At 56.9% G+C, this 19412-nt stretch carries 18 protein-coding genes; 8 read left to right on the forward strand and 10 right to left on the reverse strand.

From position 1 onward, the window contains the following. The first annotated feature begins 3 nt into the window (after positions 1–3). Together DXB98_RS05475 and DXB98_RS05480 are read left to right on the forward strand one after the other, a co-directional pair. A complete protein-coding gene (locus DXB98_RS05475; protein WP_117743416.1) occupies positions 4–1566 on the forward strand; it encodes a cation:proton antiporter in 1563 nt (520 codons plus the stop codon). Between the two features lie 546 nt (positions 1567–2112). Further along, positions 2113–3354, forward strand: coding sequence for a Fic family protein (locus DXB98_RS05480; protein ID WP_117743417.1), 1242 nt, complete (start codon positions 2113–2115; stop codon positions 3352–3354). A gap of 126 nt (positions 3355–3480) precedes the next feature. Here the strand turns inward: DXB98_RS05480 and DXB98_RS05485 are convergent, their stop codons facing one another. The 7 genes from DXB98_RS05485 to DXB98_RS05515 form a co-directional block, all read right to left on the reverse strand. Then, positions 3481–4956 carry a hypothetical protein gene (locus DXB98_RS05485; protein WP_117743418.1) on the reverse strand — a complete coding sequence of 492 codons (1476 nt, stop codon included), beginning with the start codon at positions 4954–4956 and terminating at the stop codon, positions 3481–3483. Then, a complete protein-coding gene (locus DXB98_RS05490; protein WP_117743419.1) occupies positions 4953–5612 on the reverse strand; it encodes a TIR domain-containing protein in 660 nt (219 codons plus the stop codon). Before DXB98_RS05490 ends, DXB98_RS05485 begins: the two co-directional genes overlap by 4 nt. Continuing rightward, the gene (locus DXB98_RS05495; protein ID WP_117743420.1) at positions 5609–6286 is read right to left on the reverse strand and encodes a hypothetical protein; all 678 of its coding nucleotides are present in this window, start codon (positions 6284–6286) and stop codon (positions 5609–5611) included. Before DXB98_RS05495 ends, DXB98_RS05490 begins: the two co-directional genes overlap by 4 nt. Continuing rightward, positions 6286–7392, reverse strand: coding sequence for an SPFH domain-containing protein (locus DXB98_RS05500; RefSeq protein ID WP_117743421.1), 1107 nt, complete (start codon positions 7390–7392; stop codon positions 6286–6288). Before DXB98_RS05500 ends, DXB98_RS05495 begins: the two co-directional genes overlap by 1 nt. A 19-nt stretch (positions 7393–7411) precedes the next feature. Next, positions 7412–8344 (reverse strand): FHA domain-containing protein, encoded by a 933-nt coding sequence (locus DXB98_RS05505; RefSeq protein ID WP_117743422.1) that lies wholly within the window; start codon positions 8342–8344, stop codon positions 7412–7414. Between the two features lie 396 nt (positions 8345–8740). After that, complete coding sequence (locus DXB98_RS05510) at positions 8741–9490, reverse strand: SDR family NAD(P)-dependent oxidoreductase (protein WP_117743423.1); 750 nt, start codon at positions 9488–9490, stop codon at positions 8741–8743. A gap of 225 nt (positions 9491–9715) precedes the next feature. Then, the gene (locus DXB98_RS05515) at positions 9716–11059 is read right to left on the reverse strand and encodes a homoserine dehydrogenase (RefSeq protein WP_117743424.1); all 1344 of its coding nucleotides are present in this window, start codon (positions 11057–11059) and stop codon (positions 9716–9718) included. A gap of 249 nt (positions 11060–11308) precedes the next feature. On the opposite strand from DXB98_RS05515, the gene DXB98_RS05520 reads away from it, so the two are divergent. The 6 genes from DXB98_RS05520 (at position 11309) to DXB98_RS05545 (ending at position 17608) form a co-directional block, all read left to right on the forward strand. Next, entirely contained in the window at positions 11309–12475 is a 1167-nt protein-coding gene (locus tag DXB98_RS05520) for an ABC transporter substrate-binding protein (protein ID WP_117734506.1), read from the forward strand. Positions 12476–12746: 271 nt separating this feature from the next. Next, a complete protein-coding gene (locus DXB98_RS05525; RefSeq protein WP_117734505.1) occupies positions 12747–13934 on the forward strand; it encodes an ABC transporter substrate-binding protein in 1188 nt (395 codons plus the stop codon). A 139-nt stretch (positions 13935–14073) separates the two neighbouring features. Beyond that, the gene (locus DXB98_RS05530) at positions 14074–14955 is read left to right on the forward strand and encodes a branched-chain amino acid ABC transporter permease (protein ID WP_117734504.1); all 882 of its coding nucleotides are present in this window, start codon (positions 14074–14076) and stop codon (positions 14953–14955) included. Positions 14956–14964: 9 nt separating this feature from the next. Further along, complete coding sequence (locus tag DXB98_RS05535; RefSeq protein WP_117734503.1) at positions 14965–16044, forward strand: branched-chain amino acid ABC transporter permease; 1080 nt, start codon at positions 14965–14967, stop codon at positions 16042–16044. Beyond that, on the forward strand, positions 16034–16894 hold the full coding sequence (locus DXB98_RS05540; RefSeq protein ID WP_006234439.1) for an ABC transporter ATP-binding protein: 861 nt from the start codon (positions 16034–16036) through the stop codon (positions 16892–16894). Before DXB98_RS05535 ends, DXB98_RS05540 begins: the two co-directional genes overlap by 11 nt. Positions 16895–16906: 12 nt before the next feature. Then, positions 16907–17608, forward strand: a complete 702-nt coding sequence (locus DXB98_RS05545; RefSeq protein WP_117734727.1) for an ABC transporter ATP-binding protein — start codon at positions 16907–16909, stop codon at positions 17606–17608. Positions 17609–17916: 308 nt separating this feature from the next. On the opposite strand, the gene DXB98_RS05550 is transcribed toward DXB98_RS05545, so the two are convergent. Genes DXB98_RS05550 through DXB98_RS05560 form a run of 3 tightly spaced genes read right to left on the reverse strand, consistent with a single transcriptional unit; the run spans position 17917 to position 19134 of the window. Further along, a complete protein-coding gene (locus tag DXB98_RS05550; RefSeq protein WP_117734502.1) occupies positions 17917–18180 on the reverse strand; it encodes a hypothetical protein in 264 nt (87 codons plus the stop codon). A gap of 14 nt (positions 18181–18194) precedes the next feature. Beyond that, a complete protein-coding gene (locus tag DXB98_RS05555; RefSeq protein ID WP_117734501.1) occupies positions 18195–18827 on the reverse strand; it encodes a DUF1700 domain-containing protein in 633 nt (210 codons plus the stop codon). Beyond that, positions 18814–19134 (reverse strand): PadR family transcriptional regulator, encoded by a 321-nt coding sequence (locus tag DXB98_RS05560; RefSeq protein ID WP_187362357.1) that lies wholly within the window; start codon positions 19132–19134, stop codon positions 18814–18816. Before DXB98_RS05560 ends, DXB98_RS05555 begins: the two co-directional genes overlap by 14 nt. Positions 19135–19412 lie beyond the last annotated feature (278 nt).

Genomic DNA, 19412 nt, shown 5'->3' on the forward strand with positions numbered 1-19412 from the left:
CACATGGCATTTGTTTCGCTCGCCATCATCGCACTCGTGGCCTTTGCAAGTCCCTTCATCGCCTCGGCGATTCCCGGAAAACCCGTTCCCGAGACGGTCTTTTTGCTCGTGTTTGGCGCGGTGCTGGGACCTCATATGCTCGGCATTATCCATGTGGATGCCGAGGTCTCGCTCGTGTCCGAGCTCGGCCTGGCCTTTTTGTTCCTGCTTGCCGGCTTTGAGATCGATCCCAAGAACATCACGGGCATCGAGGGGCGTTACGGCATGGCGACGTGGGTCGTCACGTTTGGTATCGCCTGGCTTGCCGTGCGCTTTACCCCGTGGTTTTCGGTCAGTCATTTTGATGGCATCGCCGTGACGCTGGCGTTGACCTCGACGGCGCTTGGGGCGCTCATGCCCATCTTGCGCGAGCGGTCGCTTTCTGGGACGCGCGTCGGCGATTCGATTCTTGCCTATGGTACGTGGGGCGAGCTCGGACCCGTGCTCGCCATGTCGGTGCTGCTGTCTGCCCGTACGGGTGTCGAGACGCTGTTGATCTTGGGGCTGTTCGCCGTGGTGTGCGTGCTGCTTGCCGTGGTCCCCAGCCGCTCCAAGCGTATTGGCAGCCGCTTCTTTGCCTTTATTCAGGAGCGCGCCGATACGACTTCTCAGACGTTCGTGCGCCTCACAGTGCTCATCCTGGTCACGCTCGTGGCGTTTTCCGCTATTTTTAGCCTCGATATCGTACTGGGCGCTTTTGCCGCGGGCTTCGTCCTGCGCTACATCATCCCCGAGGGCAACCATACGCTCGAGCTTAAACTCGATGGCCTTGCCTATGGCTTTTTGATCCCGGTGTTCTTTACCGTTTCGGGCGCCAAGATCGACCTGACGGCTGTAGCATCGCGCCCTGGCCTGCTCGTGGGCTTTATCGTGGCGTTGCTGGTTATCCGTGCCGTGCCCATCGTTGTCTCCATGGGCATCTGCCCTAAGACGCGCGATGTTTCTGCCTACGGTCGCATCACCGTGGCGCTCTACTGCACCACGGCACTGCCGATCATCGTCGCCGTGACGAGCGTCGCCGTCAATGCCGGCGCATTATCGCAAGGCGTCGCTTCGGTTATGGTGGCAGCCGGCGCCATCACGGTGTTCCTGATGCCACTGCTCGCGCAGCTCTTCTACCGCGTGGTCGATGCGGCGCCGGTCGCCGCCGTGGCGGAGGTTGCCGAGCATCCCGCCGATGCGCTCAATATCCTGCGTGCCCATCACGACCTGGCAAGTCTTCTCGCCCGCGAGCACGAGCTATTGACGTCGCATGGACATGGTCGCGTATTCGAAGGCTTGCCTACACTCGACACGATTGCCGAGCGCCTTTCTGATCGGGCGGCGAGCGAACGCATCGATGCGCGCATTGTGGATGCGGCGCATCTGCTTGCCGATAAGACCTATGGCGACGAGATAGATCCGTCCGAGCTCACCCCGCGTGAGCGTCGCCGCCTAGAGCGCGCCAAGCTCGCCGTGCACGAGTACCACCGTCGCATGCTGGAGCTCTACGCAAGAGAAGAAGCCGAGGACGACGACGGCAAGTAGCCGATACCGGTGCTGAGACGGCATTCCAGTTTGAAAGTTAGCCTCGAAACGGGATGCGGTTTCCGCTTTGGGCCTCTACGGGAAAGCACATCCCGGTTTGAAGGCTCAGAACGGGATACGCTTTCCGGAACAAGGCCCTTTGGGAAACTGCATCCCAGAATAGGCGCTCAGAACGGGACGCAGTTTCCGTTAGAGGCCCGTTGCGGAAAGTGTGTCCCAGAATCGAGGTCCAAAATGGGACACAGTTTCCGCGAGAGGGCTCAGGGGAAACCGCGTCCCGTTCTGGGCTAGAAAACTGGGATGCGGTTTCCGCCCAAACAGAAGAAGGCACGCTGTCTGCGGTTGATGCAGACAGCGCGCCTTTTGCATTGAGCTTTGTTGAGGTTTGAAGCCGGAGTTGCTATGTAAATAGGGGAATCTTAATTTTCAAAACCCCGTACTTTGAAATTAGCCAACACATTTTTGCAGTCTTAATTGCAAATACCAGACTTTTTCGAAATAATGATAGTCGATTAAGCTATTTGATTTCAAAGGAGCGATGAAGCGATGGCGTACAAGACACTCGAAAAACTCTTTTATGCAGATTCAAGCTCCGATCGTTATGCTCGCCATGACGAGCTGCTGCGCGAACGTCTTACTGCCGACGGCACGGTGCGGACTGGAATTCACCTTGAGCACGGTGAACTGTTTGCTTGTGTTCCTTTGGAGCTGTCCGTTGCTGGCGAGCGGATTCTCAGAAAAGAGCGAAAGATTTCCAACCTGTGGAACAGCTTGCCTTATGTGGCTTTGGGGGCCTCGATTCGTTCGCTGGTGCTTGAGGAGGTTGTTTTCAGCAACGAGATGGAGGGCGTACACAGCACGCGGCGCCAGATTGAAGCGGCACTGGAGTCTGCGGAGGATGCTGCGGTCGAACTTTGCGGTGCCGCCGAAAAGGAACACACTCCTTTTATTGAATTCGCTCGTCTCTATCTTCAGCTGGTGGATGGTTCAAGTCGTCCCGGCAAACCCGAGGATATCCGCGAGATTTTCGATGCCGTCACTAAAGGCGTGCTTGACCCGAAGGACCGTCCGGATGGCAAGATGTTCCGTTTGGGTCCCGTTGTGATTGAGAACAGTCGGGGCAAGATTCTCCATCAGGGTGTTTCCTCGGAGCCCGAAATCATTGACCTCCTTGGCAAGATGATAGAGTTTGGCAATCGCGAAGATGTCCCAAGCCTTTATGTAGCCTCGCTCTGCCATTTCCTCTTTGAATATATCCACCCCTTCTATGACGGCAACGGGAGGACGGGGAGATACCTTCTCGCGTTGAGCTTGAACGAGACGCTATCGCAGCCGACCGTGCTGTCGCTCTCTAGGGCGATTGCCGAGAATAAAACCGCATATTACAAGGCGTTCGATGTGGTGGAGAGGCCCCTTAACGGCAGTGAAGCTACTCCGTTTGTCGCAATGATGCTTGATTTGGTGGAGCAGGCGCAAGATGCCGTTCTGAGTGATTTGGTCGAAAAGCGTACGCAGCTTGAGGATCTTAAGATGGCGATCGAAGAGCTCGACGGCTCGTTTACCGAAAGGGCAAAAGATATTCTTTTTTATGCGGCCCAGATGCATATTTTTGAAGCCTTTGGTGAGTCCACACTTGATGGCGTGTCGGGCTATCTCGATGTAACAAAGCCGACGGCGAGTAGGTCATTGTCAAGCCTAATCGCCGCCGGCTATTTAGAAAAGGTGTCCGCAAGGCCGCTTGTGTGCAGGATGACGGGGTCGGGACTTAATCTTCTCGGACTAGAGTGAGCATCGGTTGCCAGATGAATGGACACTCCAAGGACTCACCCGCTATTCCTTTACAGCGTGAAGCTGTTCTTGCTCCATTGAGGTGCCTTTGAGGCCCCAACGGACTCTCGTGTCAAATAGAGGAGATTATGATTCAATCTCGTTCGACACGTACGCCATGAGTTCATCGTCTAAGGCCTTCAAAGAGTTTTTGATTTCCTGTCTGCGCGCGCGAGCCTGTTCTATTTTTGCGTCACATTCTCGTTTCGCTTTGAATTCGAATGGGCTGAAGAAGGAACGTCTGCTCTTAAGCTCTCGAAGTTCGTTTCCCAGCTGGTCAAATTCCTCTTCGAGCCATTGTTTTTGCGACTTTTTAACAGGATTATCTAACCAATATTTGGCCTGGAGCTCTGTTTCTTTTTCAGCGCGCTCACGTTCCTTCTTCTTCTCGGGGTCGTATTCGTCACGCTTTGCCATGTCCTTTACTAGCTGTTCCCTCCGAAGCTGTTTCGCCTCATCGCTGAGGAAAAAACCGTCGTTAGTTATTTGCCCGCTGGAGTATTGGCTGTGGTATCGGCGATTTGTTCGGACATTGATACATCGCTCCTCGAGAGTGCACAATATGCCCCAGCATTTTAAGAGCAGCTCATCTGTGGCAGCACCTTGCTTTGCGACCTTATTGTCAGAGAGGTCGATGGCTAAGCGAGCTGCTTTTACGCAACTATCGTATGCGTCTATGCATAAATCAAAAGCTTCCTCTTCGTTGTCATAGTCGAAATCACTTGTCCCGTAGTAATCAAACACACGGACCTTGTTCCATCGCTCTGACCATGCGTTACTGCCGTGGACCGCAGAGCTTAGGATTGTGATTGCAGCATTGAAATACATTGATGAAATGTTGCGCTCTGCAAGACCGGAAAGGTCTTCGGTAAAGGCGTCGAGGAACTCTTCGATATTCTCAGGTATCTCGGCACTCTCCCCCTGCTCCTTGCTGAGCCTCTTTACGGCAGCCGTCTGTAACTCGCACGCGGCCTCTATATTTTTCCATTGGAGTTCACGCGACTGTAGGTGACGAATAAGCTCCGATTGAACTAACTCTAGATTCTTCGCATTCGGTAGATTTGCAAGTTTCTGGCAGAAAAAGTCTGTCTCTGAGTTTGCGATAGCTCGCAGATGCTCAATGAAACCTATCGCTATGTTTAGCGCGTCGTTTATCTCATCAAAATCTGATGGGACTCGATTTAGCAGCTTTAGCATATTAATGCATGCTGCATTTGATTCCGACAAGCGATCGTTGTCAAACGCGAGCTGCCAGTCTATCGCTTTTGCCTTTATTGACCATGCCTCGGCGTTCTCAAGATCAATCTCGAGGACCATGGAGGCATATTTCTCAGCATCGGCGTTGTTACCTGCTTTTTGAGCAGTTCTAGCTAGGGCGAGATATCTATTGACATCTTCAGTGCGGTCTGTTTTTACCGTGCCTTCGACTTGGACAACGCCCTCGACCATCATTTTCTTTGCGGTTTCAAGCGTGTATTTCATTCCGCAGCTTTGACAGACGAAGAAGTCTCCATCCTTGATTATTTCTGTGCTTCCGCAGAGCTCGCATTGCAGCGCCTTCATTTCGATTGCTCCATTTCATACCCCTTGCTGTTCATTTCCCGTATTAGTTTCTGCTTTATCTCAAAAACGTCATCCTTGTAAGGGAGATATAACATGCCGTTTATATCGGACGGTTTTTCTATTGGCGGGTCAGTTTCTTTGAGAAGGATCGCGGTTCTGGACCTATCAAATTTCATCAGTAGCATCCCGAGTTCCAAAACTACGTTCTGGCGAGCTCTTGGCTGTGGTTGATTCTGTTCATTCTTTGGATAGCCCATATCGTCCGGGGTCATAAGCACGATTCCGAAATTTGCACGAGGGATGTATTCCATTAGTTGTTCAATTATTGTTCGGCCCCCCATGGGCTGATTATCGAGAAAAATTGGCTCGAGATTCAACTCTTCGAGAAGACGTTGGAGTTGGTTTCGTGCAGTTTTATCGTGGCCATAAACAACGAAAACTTTGTTGTTTGGTTCGTCAACGATTTCATCTTCAATGGCTTCTCGAACTTGATCAGCGTTATTTCCTTGACAAAAGAAGCCGCCGCTGTCGTAGACATATACGGCTGTTCCATTCTCGAGCTTTATTCGATAGCCAATAGTTTTGTATCTCTGGGTCTTTTTTACCGGAATATCTTTTGAAACAAGAAGCGAGATTAATTTATCCCTATCGATCATTGGCTGTCCTTGCTTGCTTTAACCAGTGCTGCTCTTTGCCTTATCAACGAAGCCATGCGCGATATTTTCGAGTCCGCACCTTCGATATCGTTTGATTCGATTGATTGCGATAGATCACGAAGCGCGCTCGATATTTCATCTTCAACTTGAGCGCTTGCTTCACAACTGGCGGGGTCGGCAAAGCTTGACGTTTCCAAGAGGCTGGTCATTGATGCGCGCAACTCTGAAGGTGATTCATCTAAAAGCAGGCTTAGCTGAAGTTCAAGGTTCTGCATAAATTGCGATTTGCTTGAAACCTGGTTTTCAATAGTAGATGTGTGAGATTCGGAAGCGCCCGTTGCGAAGAGTGCGGTTGTCGCAACGCTTGCTGGCAGAAAACTGAGAATTGGAATTGCTGGAAGCGCCTCTGTTTTTAACGCGGACCCTAGCAGGTTTAGCAACAATTGGACTGCAAACGATACGCCAATAACAAGTATCTTTGAGACACCAAATATCTTAAGATTCGTTTGGGGTCCAAATAACAAGGCTGAAACCACCAGGGCGAGCATGACCAAAGAGAATGCGCTCTCAATCCAAAAAGTGGTTGAGGGTCCAAATAAAAGGATTGCCACGCTTTCGATAACCATGAAGAGGGCTACGGGGATTGCTGCAATATATGCTTGGGTGTTCTTCATTATGACCTCCGTGCTCCGCACTCGGGACAGAACTTCTCGGTTCCAGAGAAGCGATAGCCGCATTCGGAACAGAACTTCGCAGCACTTTGCTGCGAATTGGTATCTGCAGGGATAGGCTGCGTCGCGGACGTGCTAGTCGCTTGTGAGAGCGCATCGGTCATGACTGACCCCATGGTCCCGCCGACACCGGCCATTACGCCTAGACCTATGCCCATGTTTGCGTATTCGCCAGTCGCTTCGTTCTGGGCCATCTTTTCGGCAACATCAAAGCTACGCTCCTGTTGATAGGTATAGCCCTCGATTTGCCGTTTTTCTGCGCGTGCTTTTGCAGAGATTACGGTGCGTTGCGCCGCGGTTTCTTGTTCGATAATGCTGACCTGCTGTTTTATCTGTGCCGCGCGTACGTCGGCATATTGCTTGAAATGGAGATCCTTAAACTTCTCGTATACCGGATCACCTTCGGGTTTGACGATGGCGGTGACCAGCATTTGTGTTAATGATAGGCCGTATGCGGCAAAGTCGGAAAGCAGCTTGTTCTTAAGCGAGTCGGATAGCTCTTCCAGGTGTGCATCGAGTTCGAAAATGGAGAGCTTTTGCTCGGTAATTACTTGAGCGAGATGAGTTTTTATGCGAGTTTGCAGGAAAGCTTTGAAATAACTGATCAACTTGTCCTGGGAGAGCAAGGCTTCGGTTCCAACAAGTTTGAGAAGGAGCCTGCGGGGCTCTTTTACAGCAAGAGCCATCTCTCCGGATGCCCCGAGCGAGAGCGGAAACCCATAAGTCGGTTCCATGAACTGAATCTTGGAATTGGTTCCCCAGCGGATGCCCATCTGCTCGATGAGGTTAACAAAGTAGACCTCTGAGTGAAACGGGCTGACACCGCCGGTCGTTATCTTCGAAACGCCGTTCAGTAACGGTAGATTTTGAGTTTCAAGTTCATGCCTGCCTGGTCCAAACGAATCCAGGGCCTGGCCATTAAGGAAGAAAATTGCTTCTTGGGTCTCGTGAACAATGAGTTGCGAGCCCGTATTGAAGTCTTCTGAGGGGTGTTTCCAGATAAAAGTTTGGTTATTGCCCTCATATTTAATGACATCCGTGATGCTCATAGTCCCCTTGTTTCCATGGTTAGTAATGTTGATTTGCTAAGATAGCCGTCGTTGCTACGACGGCAAAAGTGGTGCTGAGACCCAGGCGCAGGATGTCGCCGGGGTACAGCTGGGCGGGTGCGCCGGAGCTGATGTCGAGTTCGTTGTTGTCGGCTGTTCGAATCAGATGCGTGCCGTTGGTCGAACCGAGGTCTTGTGCGTACCAAGCATTGTTCTCGGCGAAGATACGGAGATGCCTAGCGGAGACATCCAGCCCAACATCGGTGACAGCGCTGTCTTCGAGTGCGAGCGCTCCGATGATGGAGCCCACGGCAGAAGGCTCAATGACATAAGGGCCGCCGATGACGAGTCCGCTATCGATCCTGATAAGGCCGATCGCATGTTCGGTGTCCGTTTGTTTTAAATCGCATGGGCAGAAAGAAATACTTGAGGGGGTAAACGACCTGACATTCTCTGCGAATTCAAAGCGGTCCCTGATGTACGCGATAGCACGGGCCGGTTCGCACCAACAGGCGGTCGAGACAACGAGCGCGATTGAGATAAGAGCCCTGTTATCTTTGTCTGACTGGCAGCCGACGAGGCGCGAGGCAGCGTTCCGGTAAAGGAGCCCATTACGCCCACAGGCACTGAGCGCTTGAGCCATCGCGTCAGTCGCTGCCGCAATCATGGTATAGATGTCGGTGTTAGAATACCCTTTTTCCTGTAGCTTGTGCAGGATTTGATTCGATGCGCAGGACCAGTCGGCAAAGTAGCGATCTTCTAGGGAGCCCGGCTGCGAGTGCACGATCGTGCGCGAAAGCCAGCTGGTGTCCTGTGCCATTTGGGCGGTAGGCTGTCCATTTGTTAACGGCAGATCGGATAGTAACAATTCAGCAAGTGCGCGATGGCTCAGGGTAAATGAAGTCTTGAACAGGGAGAACATGACCTCGAGCGGTGTTTGCCGTCTTGGCATGATGTTCTCCCTTCCTTGACCTTATTCGTTAAATAAAGGATAAAGGTGCCACTGGTCGATTTTACTGTGCAACAAATTGCATGTCGGCGAGCGGTCGCGCCGCATGATGCGTTCGTTCCAGCATGAGAGCTGGTTATCTTAGGGGCGCAATACGGTCGCGTTTTGATTAGGATGGCATGACTCAACTGCCCTTCGGGAAACTGTGTCCCGTAATGGACGGAGTGGGATGTAGTTTCCGCAAGGGGATTCTGGGGGGAACTATGTTCCGTTCTGAGCTGAAATGCCGGGACGCAGCTTCCCCTGCAAACACAAAAAGGCGCGCTGCCTGCAATCGATGCAGACAGCGCGCCTTTTGCGTAGGGCTCTGTAGAAGGCTGGGGCAAAAGCCTGTGACCCTTAGGAGCGGGCGGCTCCGTCGACGGGGAGTACGGCGCCCGTGACGTAGGAGGACATGTCGCTCGCCAGGTAGACGAAGGCGTTGGCGACGTCCTCGGGCTCGCCCATGCGGCCGAGCGGAATGGTGGCGATGATGGGCTTGATGACCTCTTCGGGCAGGTTGGCGACCATATCGGTCTTGGTCACGCCGGGGGCGACGGCGTTGACGCGAATGCCCATGGGGGCGAGCTCACGCGAGAGCGACTGGACCATACCGTTGACGGCGAACTTAGACGTGGGATAGCCGACGCCGGAGGGCTGACCGTACTTGGCGACCATTGAGCTCGTGGTGGTGATGGTGCCGCCATGGCCTGCCTCGGTCATAATCTTGGCAGCGGCCTGGTGGCCGTTAAAGACGGCGACGACGTTGAGGTCCATGACCTTGGCGAACTCTTCGGCCGTGTACTCCAGAAGCGGCGAGCGCTGGGAGATGCCGGCATTGTTGACGACCGTGTCCAGGCCACCCATGTCGGCGGCTGCCTGGGTAAAGGCCTCGGTTACGGCCTCGAGCGAGGTGAGGTCGCAGGAACGGCCCCAGACTTTGGCCTCGGGATAAGCTTCGGTCAGCTTCTCGACGGCGGCATCGGCGGTCTCCTGGCGAGAGCCAAAGACGGTGACGGCTGCGCCCTCCTCAATAAAACGGCAGGCGATGGCATAGCCGATGCCGCGCGTGCCTCCGGTGATGATTGCTTTCTTACCCTCGAGCAACATGGTGCCTCCATTCTTCGGGGGTGTGGACATACGCAGCACAGCATAGTGGCGGCCCAAAACGGGCATGTTCGCTTATCGGTGAACGGTACCCCCGGTTGTCAGCGAGCGGTCAAGTTGTTCAAACGTTGGCCGCGCTCATGCGCCCCGAGCGCGCAAGTAAAAAGGCTCCCGTCCAAGACCGGACGGGAGCCCTTCAAACATATATGTCGTATGGCGAGAGCCGGACTAGTTGGCCATAACGCCTTCGGTCCAGGCCTCGACGTCCTCAATACGCAGGACGTTGGCGATCTCGGCCACGCAGTCGACGCCTGCAAGCTCGGCGGCAGCAGCCTGAACGTCCTTCTCGAGCGCGCGGTGCGTCAGGAAGATGACCGAGCAGGTGTCGGTGACGCCCGACTTGCCATCCTCGACCTGATTGATGAGCGAGATCGAGATGTTGTGCTTGGCGAAGATATCGACCGTCTCGGACAGAGCACCAACGCGGTCGGCAACCTTCAAGCGCACATAGTACTTGGTCTGAAGCTCGTCCATGGGCTTAAAGGCGAGGTTGTGGCCGTAGGGCTCGATCTCGGGCAGCGGCGCCACGCCGCGGCTGATCTGCTCGGACAGCGACAGGATATCGCCCACGACGGCGCTCGCGGTGGGGAAGGAGCCAGCGCCGGCACCGTAGAACATGGTCTCGCCCACAGCGTCGCCCACCACGTAGACGGCGTTCATGGCGCCGTTGACCTTGGCGAGCATGTGGTCGGCAGGGATTAGCGTGGGGTGCACGCGGACGTCGACGCCGGCATCGGTGTTGCGGGCGATGCCCAGCAGCTTAATGGTGTAGCCGAGCTCGCGGGCCTGGGCGATGTCCTCGGCGCCGATGGTACGGATGCCCTGCTGGTAGACGTCGTCGGTGGTCACGCGGGTGCCAAAGCCGATGGAGGCGAGGATGGCCGTCTTGCTGGCGGCATCGAAGCCGTCGACGTCGGCGGACGGGTCGGCCTCGGCGTAGCCCTTGGCCTGCGCGTCGGCGAGCACGTCGGCGTAATCGGCGCCCTCGGCGTCCATGCGCGACAGGATGTAGTTGGTGGTGCCGTTGAGGATGCCGGCGATGGTCAGGATCTTGTTGCCCACCAGGTCGTGCTCGAGCGTGCTGACGATGGGGATGCCGCCGCCGCAGCTGGCCTCGCACTTGATCTGCACGCCGCACTCACGCGCCTTCTCGGCGAGCGTCTCGACGTGACGGCCGAGCAGGGCCTTGTTAGCGGAGACGACGTGCTTGCCGTTCTCAAAGGCCGTGGTGAAGATCTCGGTTGCGGGATGCTCGCCGCCAATTAGCTCGACGACGATGTCGACGGTGGGGTCGGTGACGACATCATGCCAGTCGCTCGTAAAGGCCTCGCGCTCAATACCGGCGGCTTCGGCCTGCTCCCAGGCAAGCGCGCAGGCGCGGGTCAGCTTAAGGTCGATGCCGTAGGCGGCCAGGTACTCATCGTGGTGGCTCTTGATCAGACGGGCCACGCCGCCGCCGACGGTTCCCAGGCCGATCAGGCCGACGTTCACGGTGCGCAGGGGTTCGCTCATAGATAGCTCCTTCGTGCATCTGTATGGATGATTGACCAGTTAAGGTTGAGTGCATTCTAGCGTGAACCAAGGGCGCGTGCTTGCCAGGCAACAAGAGCCGCATAAAACGCTACCCCCGAAACGCTGCGGAAATATTGGAAACACGCTCGCTACAAACGAACTCCCGTAACAAACTGTCAACGTTTGGGCCATAAGGTTTGCCCTGTACCGCAAGACGGCCGCACCGCGGCCAGCGAAAAGGGGGACACCATGTTCAACATCAACAGCACGCTCAGCCGTAGGAACTTCCTCGCCGGCGCCGCCGCGCTCGGCAGCACCGTCGCACTTGCCGGCTGCTCCTCGGGTGGCTCGGACGATGGGTCTGCCGATGACGGCAAGTCTTTCAAGATCGGCGTCATCGGTCCTCTGACCGGTGCCGCGGCCACCTATGGCGTCTCGGTCGAGAAGGGCGCCAAGCTCGCCGTAAAGGATTTCTCGACCAAGGACCTCAAGCTCTCGCTTAAGTCCGAGGACGACGTCGCCGACGGCGAGAAAGCCATCAACGCCTTCAATACCCTGTGCGACTGGGGCATGCAGGCGCTCGTCGGCCCCGTCACCACCGGTGCCGCCGTTGCCGTCTCGGGTGAGATTGCCGACGACATGCTCATGGTCACGCCTTCCGCCTCGTCGCTCGATGTCACCAAGGACAAGACCACGGTCTTCCAGGTCTGCTTCACCGACCCCACCATGGGCACGAGTGCCGCGAAGTTTTTGGCCGAGAAGTACGCAGACGCCAAGATCGCCCTGTTCTACAACTCCGGCGATACGTACAGCTCGGGCGTTGCCGACGCCTTTGCCGAGCAGGCCAAGGAGTCCAAGCTCGATATCGTCGACACCGAGACCTTTAAGGACGACTCTTCCACGAGCTTTACCAATCAACTGACCAAGGCCAAGGAGGCCGGCGCCACGCTCATCTTTGCGCCGATCTACTACACGCCGGCGTCCGTCCTGCTCAAGAACGCCAAGGACATGGGCTACGACATGACGCTCATGGGCACCGACGGCATGGACGGTCTGCTCTCTGTGGAGGGCTTCGATACCTCGCTTGCCGAGGGCGTGCTGCTCATGACGCCCTTCTCCGCCGACGACGAGAAGAACGCCGACTTTGTCAAGGCATATAAGGAGGAGTACGACGAGACCCCCAACCAGTTTGCCGCCGACGCCTACGACTGCGTCCACGCGATCGCCGAGGCCATCGACAAGGCTGGCATCGATACGACGGCCGACGGTGCCGACATTGCCGCCGAACTTGCCAAGGCCATGCGTAAGATCAAGATCGATGGCCTGACCGGCGAGCTCACCTGGAACGACGAGGGCCAGGTCGAAAAGCCCGCTACGGCCTATGTGATTCAGGACGGCAAGTACATCGCCGCCTAAGAGCGTATAAAACGCAACCGGTGAGGCTCTTTTATTCAGGGCGAGGATGCTTGTAACAGAATGGAAACATTACTTTTACACAATAAAGTGGCAGATATGCATAAAGCGGCAAAAATACGCAGAAATATGGATAAAAATCTGAGGTAAAAGAAAAGTTGAAATAATCGCCACTTTTCCTAACTAAAGCGTCTACTATTTTGCGAACGCCGAACACGGCGAAGGATGGCCTGTCGGGTAACCGAAACCCGACGAGATTTGAGAGGAGAGCCGCATGTCGAGCCTCACCGGTAAGTCATTGAACCCTGTTATGAATCGCAGGAGCGTTATCGCGAGCGCAGCAGGTCTGGGGGCGATGTCTATTCTAGCTGGCTGCTCCTCCAACGGCGGCGATAGCGGTTCCGCTTCGAGCGACGCCTCGTTTAAGATCGGCACCATCGGCCCGCTGACCGGTGCTGCCGCGTCCTACGGCAAGTCCGTTACCCAGGGCGTCGAGCTTGGCTGCAAGGATTTCTCGACCAAGGAACTGCCACTTGTCAGCAAGGCCGAGGACGACCAGGCCGACGGCGAGAAGGCCGTCAACGCCTTCAATACCCTGCTCGACTGGGGCATGCAGGCCCTCGTCGGCCCGACCACCACGGGTGCGTCGGTTGCCGTTGCCGCCGAGTGCGGTAACGACCCCAAGACGTTCATGATCACCCCGTCCGCGTCCTCCGAGGACGTTACCGACGGCAAGGATTGCGTCTTCCAGGTTTGCTTCACCGACCCCAACCAGGGCGTCAACGCTGCCAAGTTCCTGGCCCAGAAGTATGCGGACGAGAAGTTCGTTCTGTTCTATAACTCCGGCGACGCCTATTCTTCGGGTATCGCGGATTCCTTTAAGGCTCAGGCCGCTGAGTCCAAGCTCGAGATCGTTGACGAGGAGACCTTTAAGGACGACTCCGCAACGAGCTTTACCAACCAGCTGACCAAGGCCAAGCAGGCCGGCGCCACCATGATCTTCGCGCCGATCTACTACACGCCGGCGTCCGTCCTGCTCAAGAACGCCAAGGACATGGGCTACGACGTCAAGATGATGGGCTGCGACGGCATGGACGGCATCCTGGGCGTGGAGGGCTTCGACACCTCCCTTGCCGAGGGCCTGCTGCTCATGACCCCGTTCTCCGCCGACGACGAGAAGAACGCCGACTTCGTTAACGCCTACAAGGATAAGTACGGCGATACCCCCGACCAGTTTGCCGCCGACGCCTACGACGGCGTGCACGCTGTGGTCGAGGCTCTTAAGGAGGCCGGCTTGGGCGTCGACGCCGACCCCACCGAGGTCGCCGAGAAGCTGCCCGAGGCTATGCTCAAGATCACCGTTGACGGTCTGACCGGCAAGCTTTCCTGGAATGACAAGGGCCAGGTCCAGAAGGACCCCACGGCGTACGTCATCACCGACGGCAAGTACGTACAGGCCTAATAGACCGCCTTACATAGAGCGGTTTTGATCCCAAGCAGGGGAGGTTTTGGCCTTCCCTGCTTGCTTGGTATCTAGGGACGATGTAACGTCCCTGTTTCATACATCAACTGGAAACCTATTCGAAAGGGGGATGTGGAACATGACGGTCTTTATCCAATACCTGGTCAACGGCCTGTCCATGGGCAGCGTCTACGCCATCATCGCGTTGGGCTACACCATGGTCTACGGTATCGCCAAGATGCTGAACTTCGCTCACGGCGACGTCATCATGGTCGGTGCCTATGTCTCGTTCTGCGCCACGTCGTATCTCGGCCTCCCGGGCTGGGCTTCTGTAATTCTCTCTTGTGCGGTCTGCACGGTTCTCGGTGTTCTCATCGAGGGCCTGGCCTATAAGCCGCTGCGCCAGGCAGGCCCGCTGGCCGTTCTGATCACGGCTATCGGCGTGTCCTATTTCTTGCAGAATGCCGCCCAGCTTCTGTGGGGCGCCACGCCCAAGAACTTTACTTCGCTCGTCACCTTCCCGGTGCCGGAGTTCTTGGCCAAGTATAACGTGAGCGCTGTCTCGCTCGTCACCATCGTCGCTTGCCTGATTATCATGGCCGGTCTGGTGTTCTTTACGGGCAAGACCAAGATGGGCAAGGCCATGCGCGCCGTGTCCGAGGACAAGGCCGCCGCTCAGCTCATGGGCATCAATGTCAACCGCACCATCTCGATGACGTTTGCCATCGGCTCTGCCCTTGCCGCCATCGCCGGCGTGCTGCTGTGCTCCTACTCGCCGGTGCTGCAGCCCACGACGGGCGCCATGCCTGGCATCAAAGCCTTCGACGCCGCCGTCTTCGGTGGCATCGGCTCCATCCCCGGCGCCTTTGTCGGCGGCATTCTTATCGGCATCATCGAGGCAATGGCACAGGCCTACATTTCCACGAGCCTTGCCAACTCCATCGTCTTTGGCGTTCTGATCATCGTCCTGCTCGTCAAGCCTGCCGGCCTCTTGGGCAAGTACGTCCCCGAGAAGGTGTAGGTGAGCGTTATGAAGTTCCTTAAAGACAAGCAGACGCGTCACGACTTTGTCACGTACGCCATGTGCATCGTGGCATTCGCCATCGTGTTCTTTATGCAGTCCAACCATATGATCCCGCGCATGATCGCCGGTCAGCTGGTTCCCATCACGGCCTATATCGTCATGGCCATCTCGCTTAACCTCGTCGTCGGCATCGCGGGCGATCTTTCGCTGGGCCATGCGGGCTTTATGAGTGTCGGCGCCTATACGGGTATCGTCACCGCCGTTGCCCTCGAGAGCGCCGTTCCCTCCGATCCGGTGCGTCTTATCATCAGCATCGTGGTCGGCGCTGTCGCTGCTGCCATTATGGGCTTCCTGATCGGTATCCCGGTTCTTCGCCTGAGCGGCGACTACCTGGCCATCGTGACCCTGGCCTTCGGCGAAATCATCAAAGAGATCGTCACCTGCCTTATCGTGGGCGTCGATTCCCGCGGCCTTCACGTGATCTTTAACATCACGGGCAACTCCACGATCGACGACCTTCATCTGCTCGAGGACGGCACCGCCATCATCAAGGGCGCCCAGGGCGCGTCGGGCGTGTCGACCTACTCGACCTTCCTTGCCGGTGCCATCCTGGTCATGATCGCGCTCGTGATCGTGCTCAATCTGGTCCGTAGCCGTACCGGCCGTGCCATCATGGCCGTGCGCGACAACAAGATCGCTGCCGAGTCCGTAGGCATCTCCGTCACCCAGTACCGCATGATCGCCTTCGTGGTTTCTGCCGCCCTCGCCGGTGCTGCAGGCGCCCTGTTCGGCGGTAACTTCTCGCAGCTCTCCGCCACCAAGTTTGACTTCAACACGTCCATCCTCATTCTGGTGTTCGTGGTCTTGGGCGGCCTGGGCAACATGCGCGGTTCTGTCATCGCGGCGGCGCTGCTCACGGTGCTTCCCGAACTGCTCCGTCAGTTCTCGGACTATCGCATGCTCATCTATGCCATCGTTTTGATCCTGGTCATGGTCTTTACCAACAACCCGCAGCTCAAGGCGTTCTTCGGTCGCGTTAAGGACCGCTTTGCTCCCAAGAAGGAGGTGGCAGCCGATGCCCAGTAAGTTTGAGTTCAACAAGGGCAAGATGGTCCCGTATCCTTCTGGCGCCATCGTTCCCGACCGCGACCTGGGCCAGCGCCCGGCGCTCGAGTGCATCCACTTGGGCATTGAGTTTGGCGGCCTTAAGGCGGTCGACGACTTTAGCCTGACCATTGGCAAGACCGAGATCGCCGGTCTGATCGGCCCCAACGGCGCCGGTAAGACCACGGTCTTCAACTTGCTTACCAAGGTGTACCAGCCCACGCACGGCACCATCCTGCTCGACGGCGAGGATACCTCGGGTAAGTCCGTCTACCAGGTCAACCGCATGGGCATCGCCCGTACCTTCCAGAACATCCGCCTGTTCAACACCATGACGGTGGAGGACAACGTTAAGGTCGGCCTGCACAACCAGGAGCGCTACTCCGGTTTTGAGGGCGTGCTGCGCCTGCCGACGTATTGGAAGCATGAGAAGGCCGCCCATGAGCGCGCTATGGAGCTGCTGTCCATTTTTGATATGGAGCATCTGGCAAACGAGCAGGCTGGCTCGCTGCCTTATGGCGCCCAGCGTCGTCTGGAGATCGTCCGCGCGCTTGCTACCAACCCTAAGCTGCTGCTGCTCGACGAGCCTGCCGCCGGCATGAACCCGTCCGAGACCGCGGAGCTCATGGCGAATATCGTCAAGATCCGTGACACCTTCGGCATCGCCATCATGCTCATCGAGCACGATATGTCGCTCGTCATGAACATCTGCGAGGGCATCTGCGTGCTCAACTTTGGTAAGGTCATCGCCAAGGGCACGGCCGAGGAAATCCAGAACAACGACGCCGTTATCGAGGCGTATCTGGGCAAGCAGGATAAGGGGGAGAACTAAATGGCAGAGCCGATGCTTTCCGTCTACAACATCAACGTCTGGTACGGCGCCATCCACGCCATCAAGGACATCTCCTTTAACGTCAACGAGGGCGAGATCGTGGCCCTGATCGGCGCCAACGGCGCCGGCAAGTCCACGACGCTTAAGACCGTCTCGGGCCTGCTGCGCTCCAAGACCGGTTCCATCAAGTTTATGGGCGAGGACATTACCCATACGCCCGCCGATAAACTGGTGAGCAAGGGTCTGGCTCAGGTTCCCGAGGGCCGTCGCGCCTTTTTGCAGATGACGGTTGAGGAAAACCTGGAGATGGGCGCCTATACGCAGCCCAAGTCCACGGTGGCTCCGGGTCTTGAGCGCGTCTACGAGCAGTTCCCGCGCCTTAAGGAGCGCCGCCGCCAGGTTGCCGGCACCCTTTCGGGTGGCGAGCAGCAGATGCTCGTTATGGGCCGCGCCCTTATGAGCAACCCCAAGCTGCTCATGCTCGACGAGCCCTCCATGGGCCTGGCACCGATTCTGATCGAGCAGATCTTCCAGATTGTCGAGGACCTGCACAAGGCCGGCACCACGGTGCTCCTGGTCGAGCAGAACGCGCAGATGGCGCTTTCCATCGCCACGCGCGGCTACGTGCTCGAGACCGGCAAGATCACCATGACCGGCACCGGCCAAGAGCTCCTGCACGACGACAACGTCCGCAAGGCTTACCTGGGCGGCTAACTAGTTACGCGGTTTTACCAAACCGCGTAACGGCTCGACGCTGCAAGTCCGCCAGAGCGGCAATCTGCCTTTCAACTTCGGCGGCATGACCAGAAGGTCAATGCCGCCTTGTTTCAAGGCACCTTGCTCGCTCTGGCGGGTTTTCGCTGTCGTTGCCAAAACATCGACGTTGGGGGTAGTCGTTGGGGACGTTCTTGAATGACTAGTCGTTTGAGAACGTCCCCAATGACTAGGTCAAAAGGCTCCGAGTGCGGCGTGCTCACGCCCGTCGTGGTGTGCCCGAAGGGGGATGGCTGCTACGAGCTCGATCATTTGCGAGTAGAAGACGAACCAGCCGTTGCAGACCCAATATGGATCTCGCCAACCTCGGCAAGCTGCTCGATGAGTGGAAGCCCTGTCGGGTCGTCCATTTCAACACCACCCAGAATGATGGTGTCATCGCGCAGGTCGATCTGCGTGTTGAACACAGCGAGGTTAAAGCCGGAGGCCACAAATCCGATAGCAGCCAGGACGAGCCCCGTGGCAACAAGCCCACCCGCTACGGCAAGGTAAATCTTTTTTACGCTGGACATGGTTGCACTCCTTCCTATGCCGTGAGCGGCGCCGCTTCAGCGCCCATGCGGCTCTTATTGCCCCGATCTTTCCAGAAGGGCGAAACGGCTTTCTTCGCCCAAAGGGCAGAGAGGCGCGCGATCTGCCTGGACGCCGTCCAGGCGCCGGCTCCCGTGAGGAGCGCCACACCGATGGAAGCGAATCCCATTCCCATCGAGGCCAAAACGTACGGAACATGCCCGATAATGATGCCGTCCACGGCGAACAGGAGCCCTACCAGGCCCGCGCCCCCGAATGCCGCGGCCACGATCCACACGCAGAGCGCAAGAACCCAAATACAGATGTAGACTGCAGCGGCAACGGCGACGAACGCGAGCAGCAGCGGAATCCATACCGGAGAGCCCGCGATGGCGAGCGCCCATAGAAGTGCCGTGCTCTTGCGCTTGGTCCTCGCGATCGCGCGCGGCACGGCGGGTAGTTCGTCGAGCGTTGCCTCGGCGACCTCACCGGGCGTGCCCATGGCGGCCACAGCCTCGGCCTCCGTCATGCCGTCCTCCATACGGTCGGCGATGGCCTCCGCGTAGAACTCCTGCGTTTCCTTTACCTGATCTGCCGGCAGGCAGGCCAGAAGCTCGCCCAGCCGGTTCAAGAACTCATCGCGCGTCATGGTGCGCCCCCTCCACGTAACGGTAGATCTCCTGCACGGATGGCCATTCGGCGAGGAACTCGGCGATACGCTCGCGCCCGGCGTCCGTGATGCGGTAGTACCTCCGCAGCCGCCCGTTGTGTTCGGCGGAGCGCGCGGTGATGCAGCCCGCCTTCTCCAGGCGCTTGAGCAACGGATAGAGCGTGGATTCCGTGAGCCCCATACTCGCGGGCACGTCCTTCACGATCTGATAGCCGTAGGATTCCTCGCCCGAGACGGCCGCGAGCACGCAGGCCTCGAGGAAGCCGCGCTTCATCTGTGCCTCCATCCGCACACCTCCTTTCGTAGTATACTGTGTAACACCTACTATATGACACATAGTATATGATGTCAACAGTTGTCGTATAGGGAGTCCGGTCTGTCTGTCCCCTGCGGGTACTCATTGGGGACGTACTTAAATGAGTACCCATCGCTCAAGGTGGCATCTGGGGACGTTCCTTATGTGCCGGCACTTTGGGACACTCCTTGTCAAGGTTTTGTTCCATCGTGCGGGTTGCTATTTAACGTGCGACAATGCCGTGTGGAAATCGAAATGTCTCCTGGGGG

Origin of the sequence: Collinsella sp. OM07-12 (genome assembly GCF_003438275.1) — a bacterium.
In the GTDB taxonomy this organism is placed as follows: Bacteria; Actinomycetota; Coriobacteriia; order Coriobacteriales; family Coriobacteriaceae; genus Collinsella.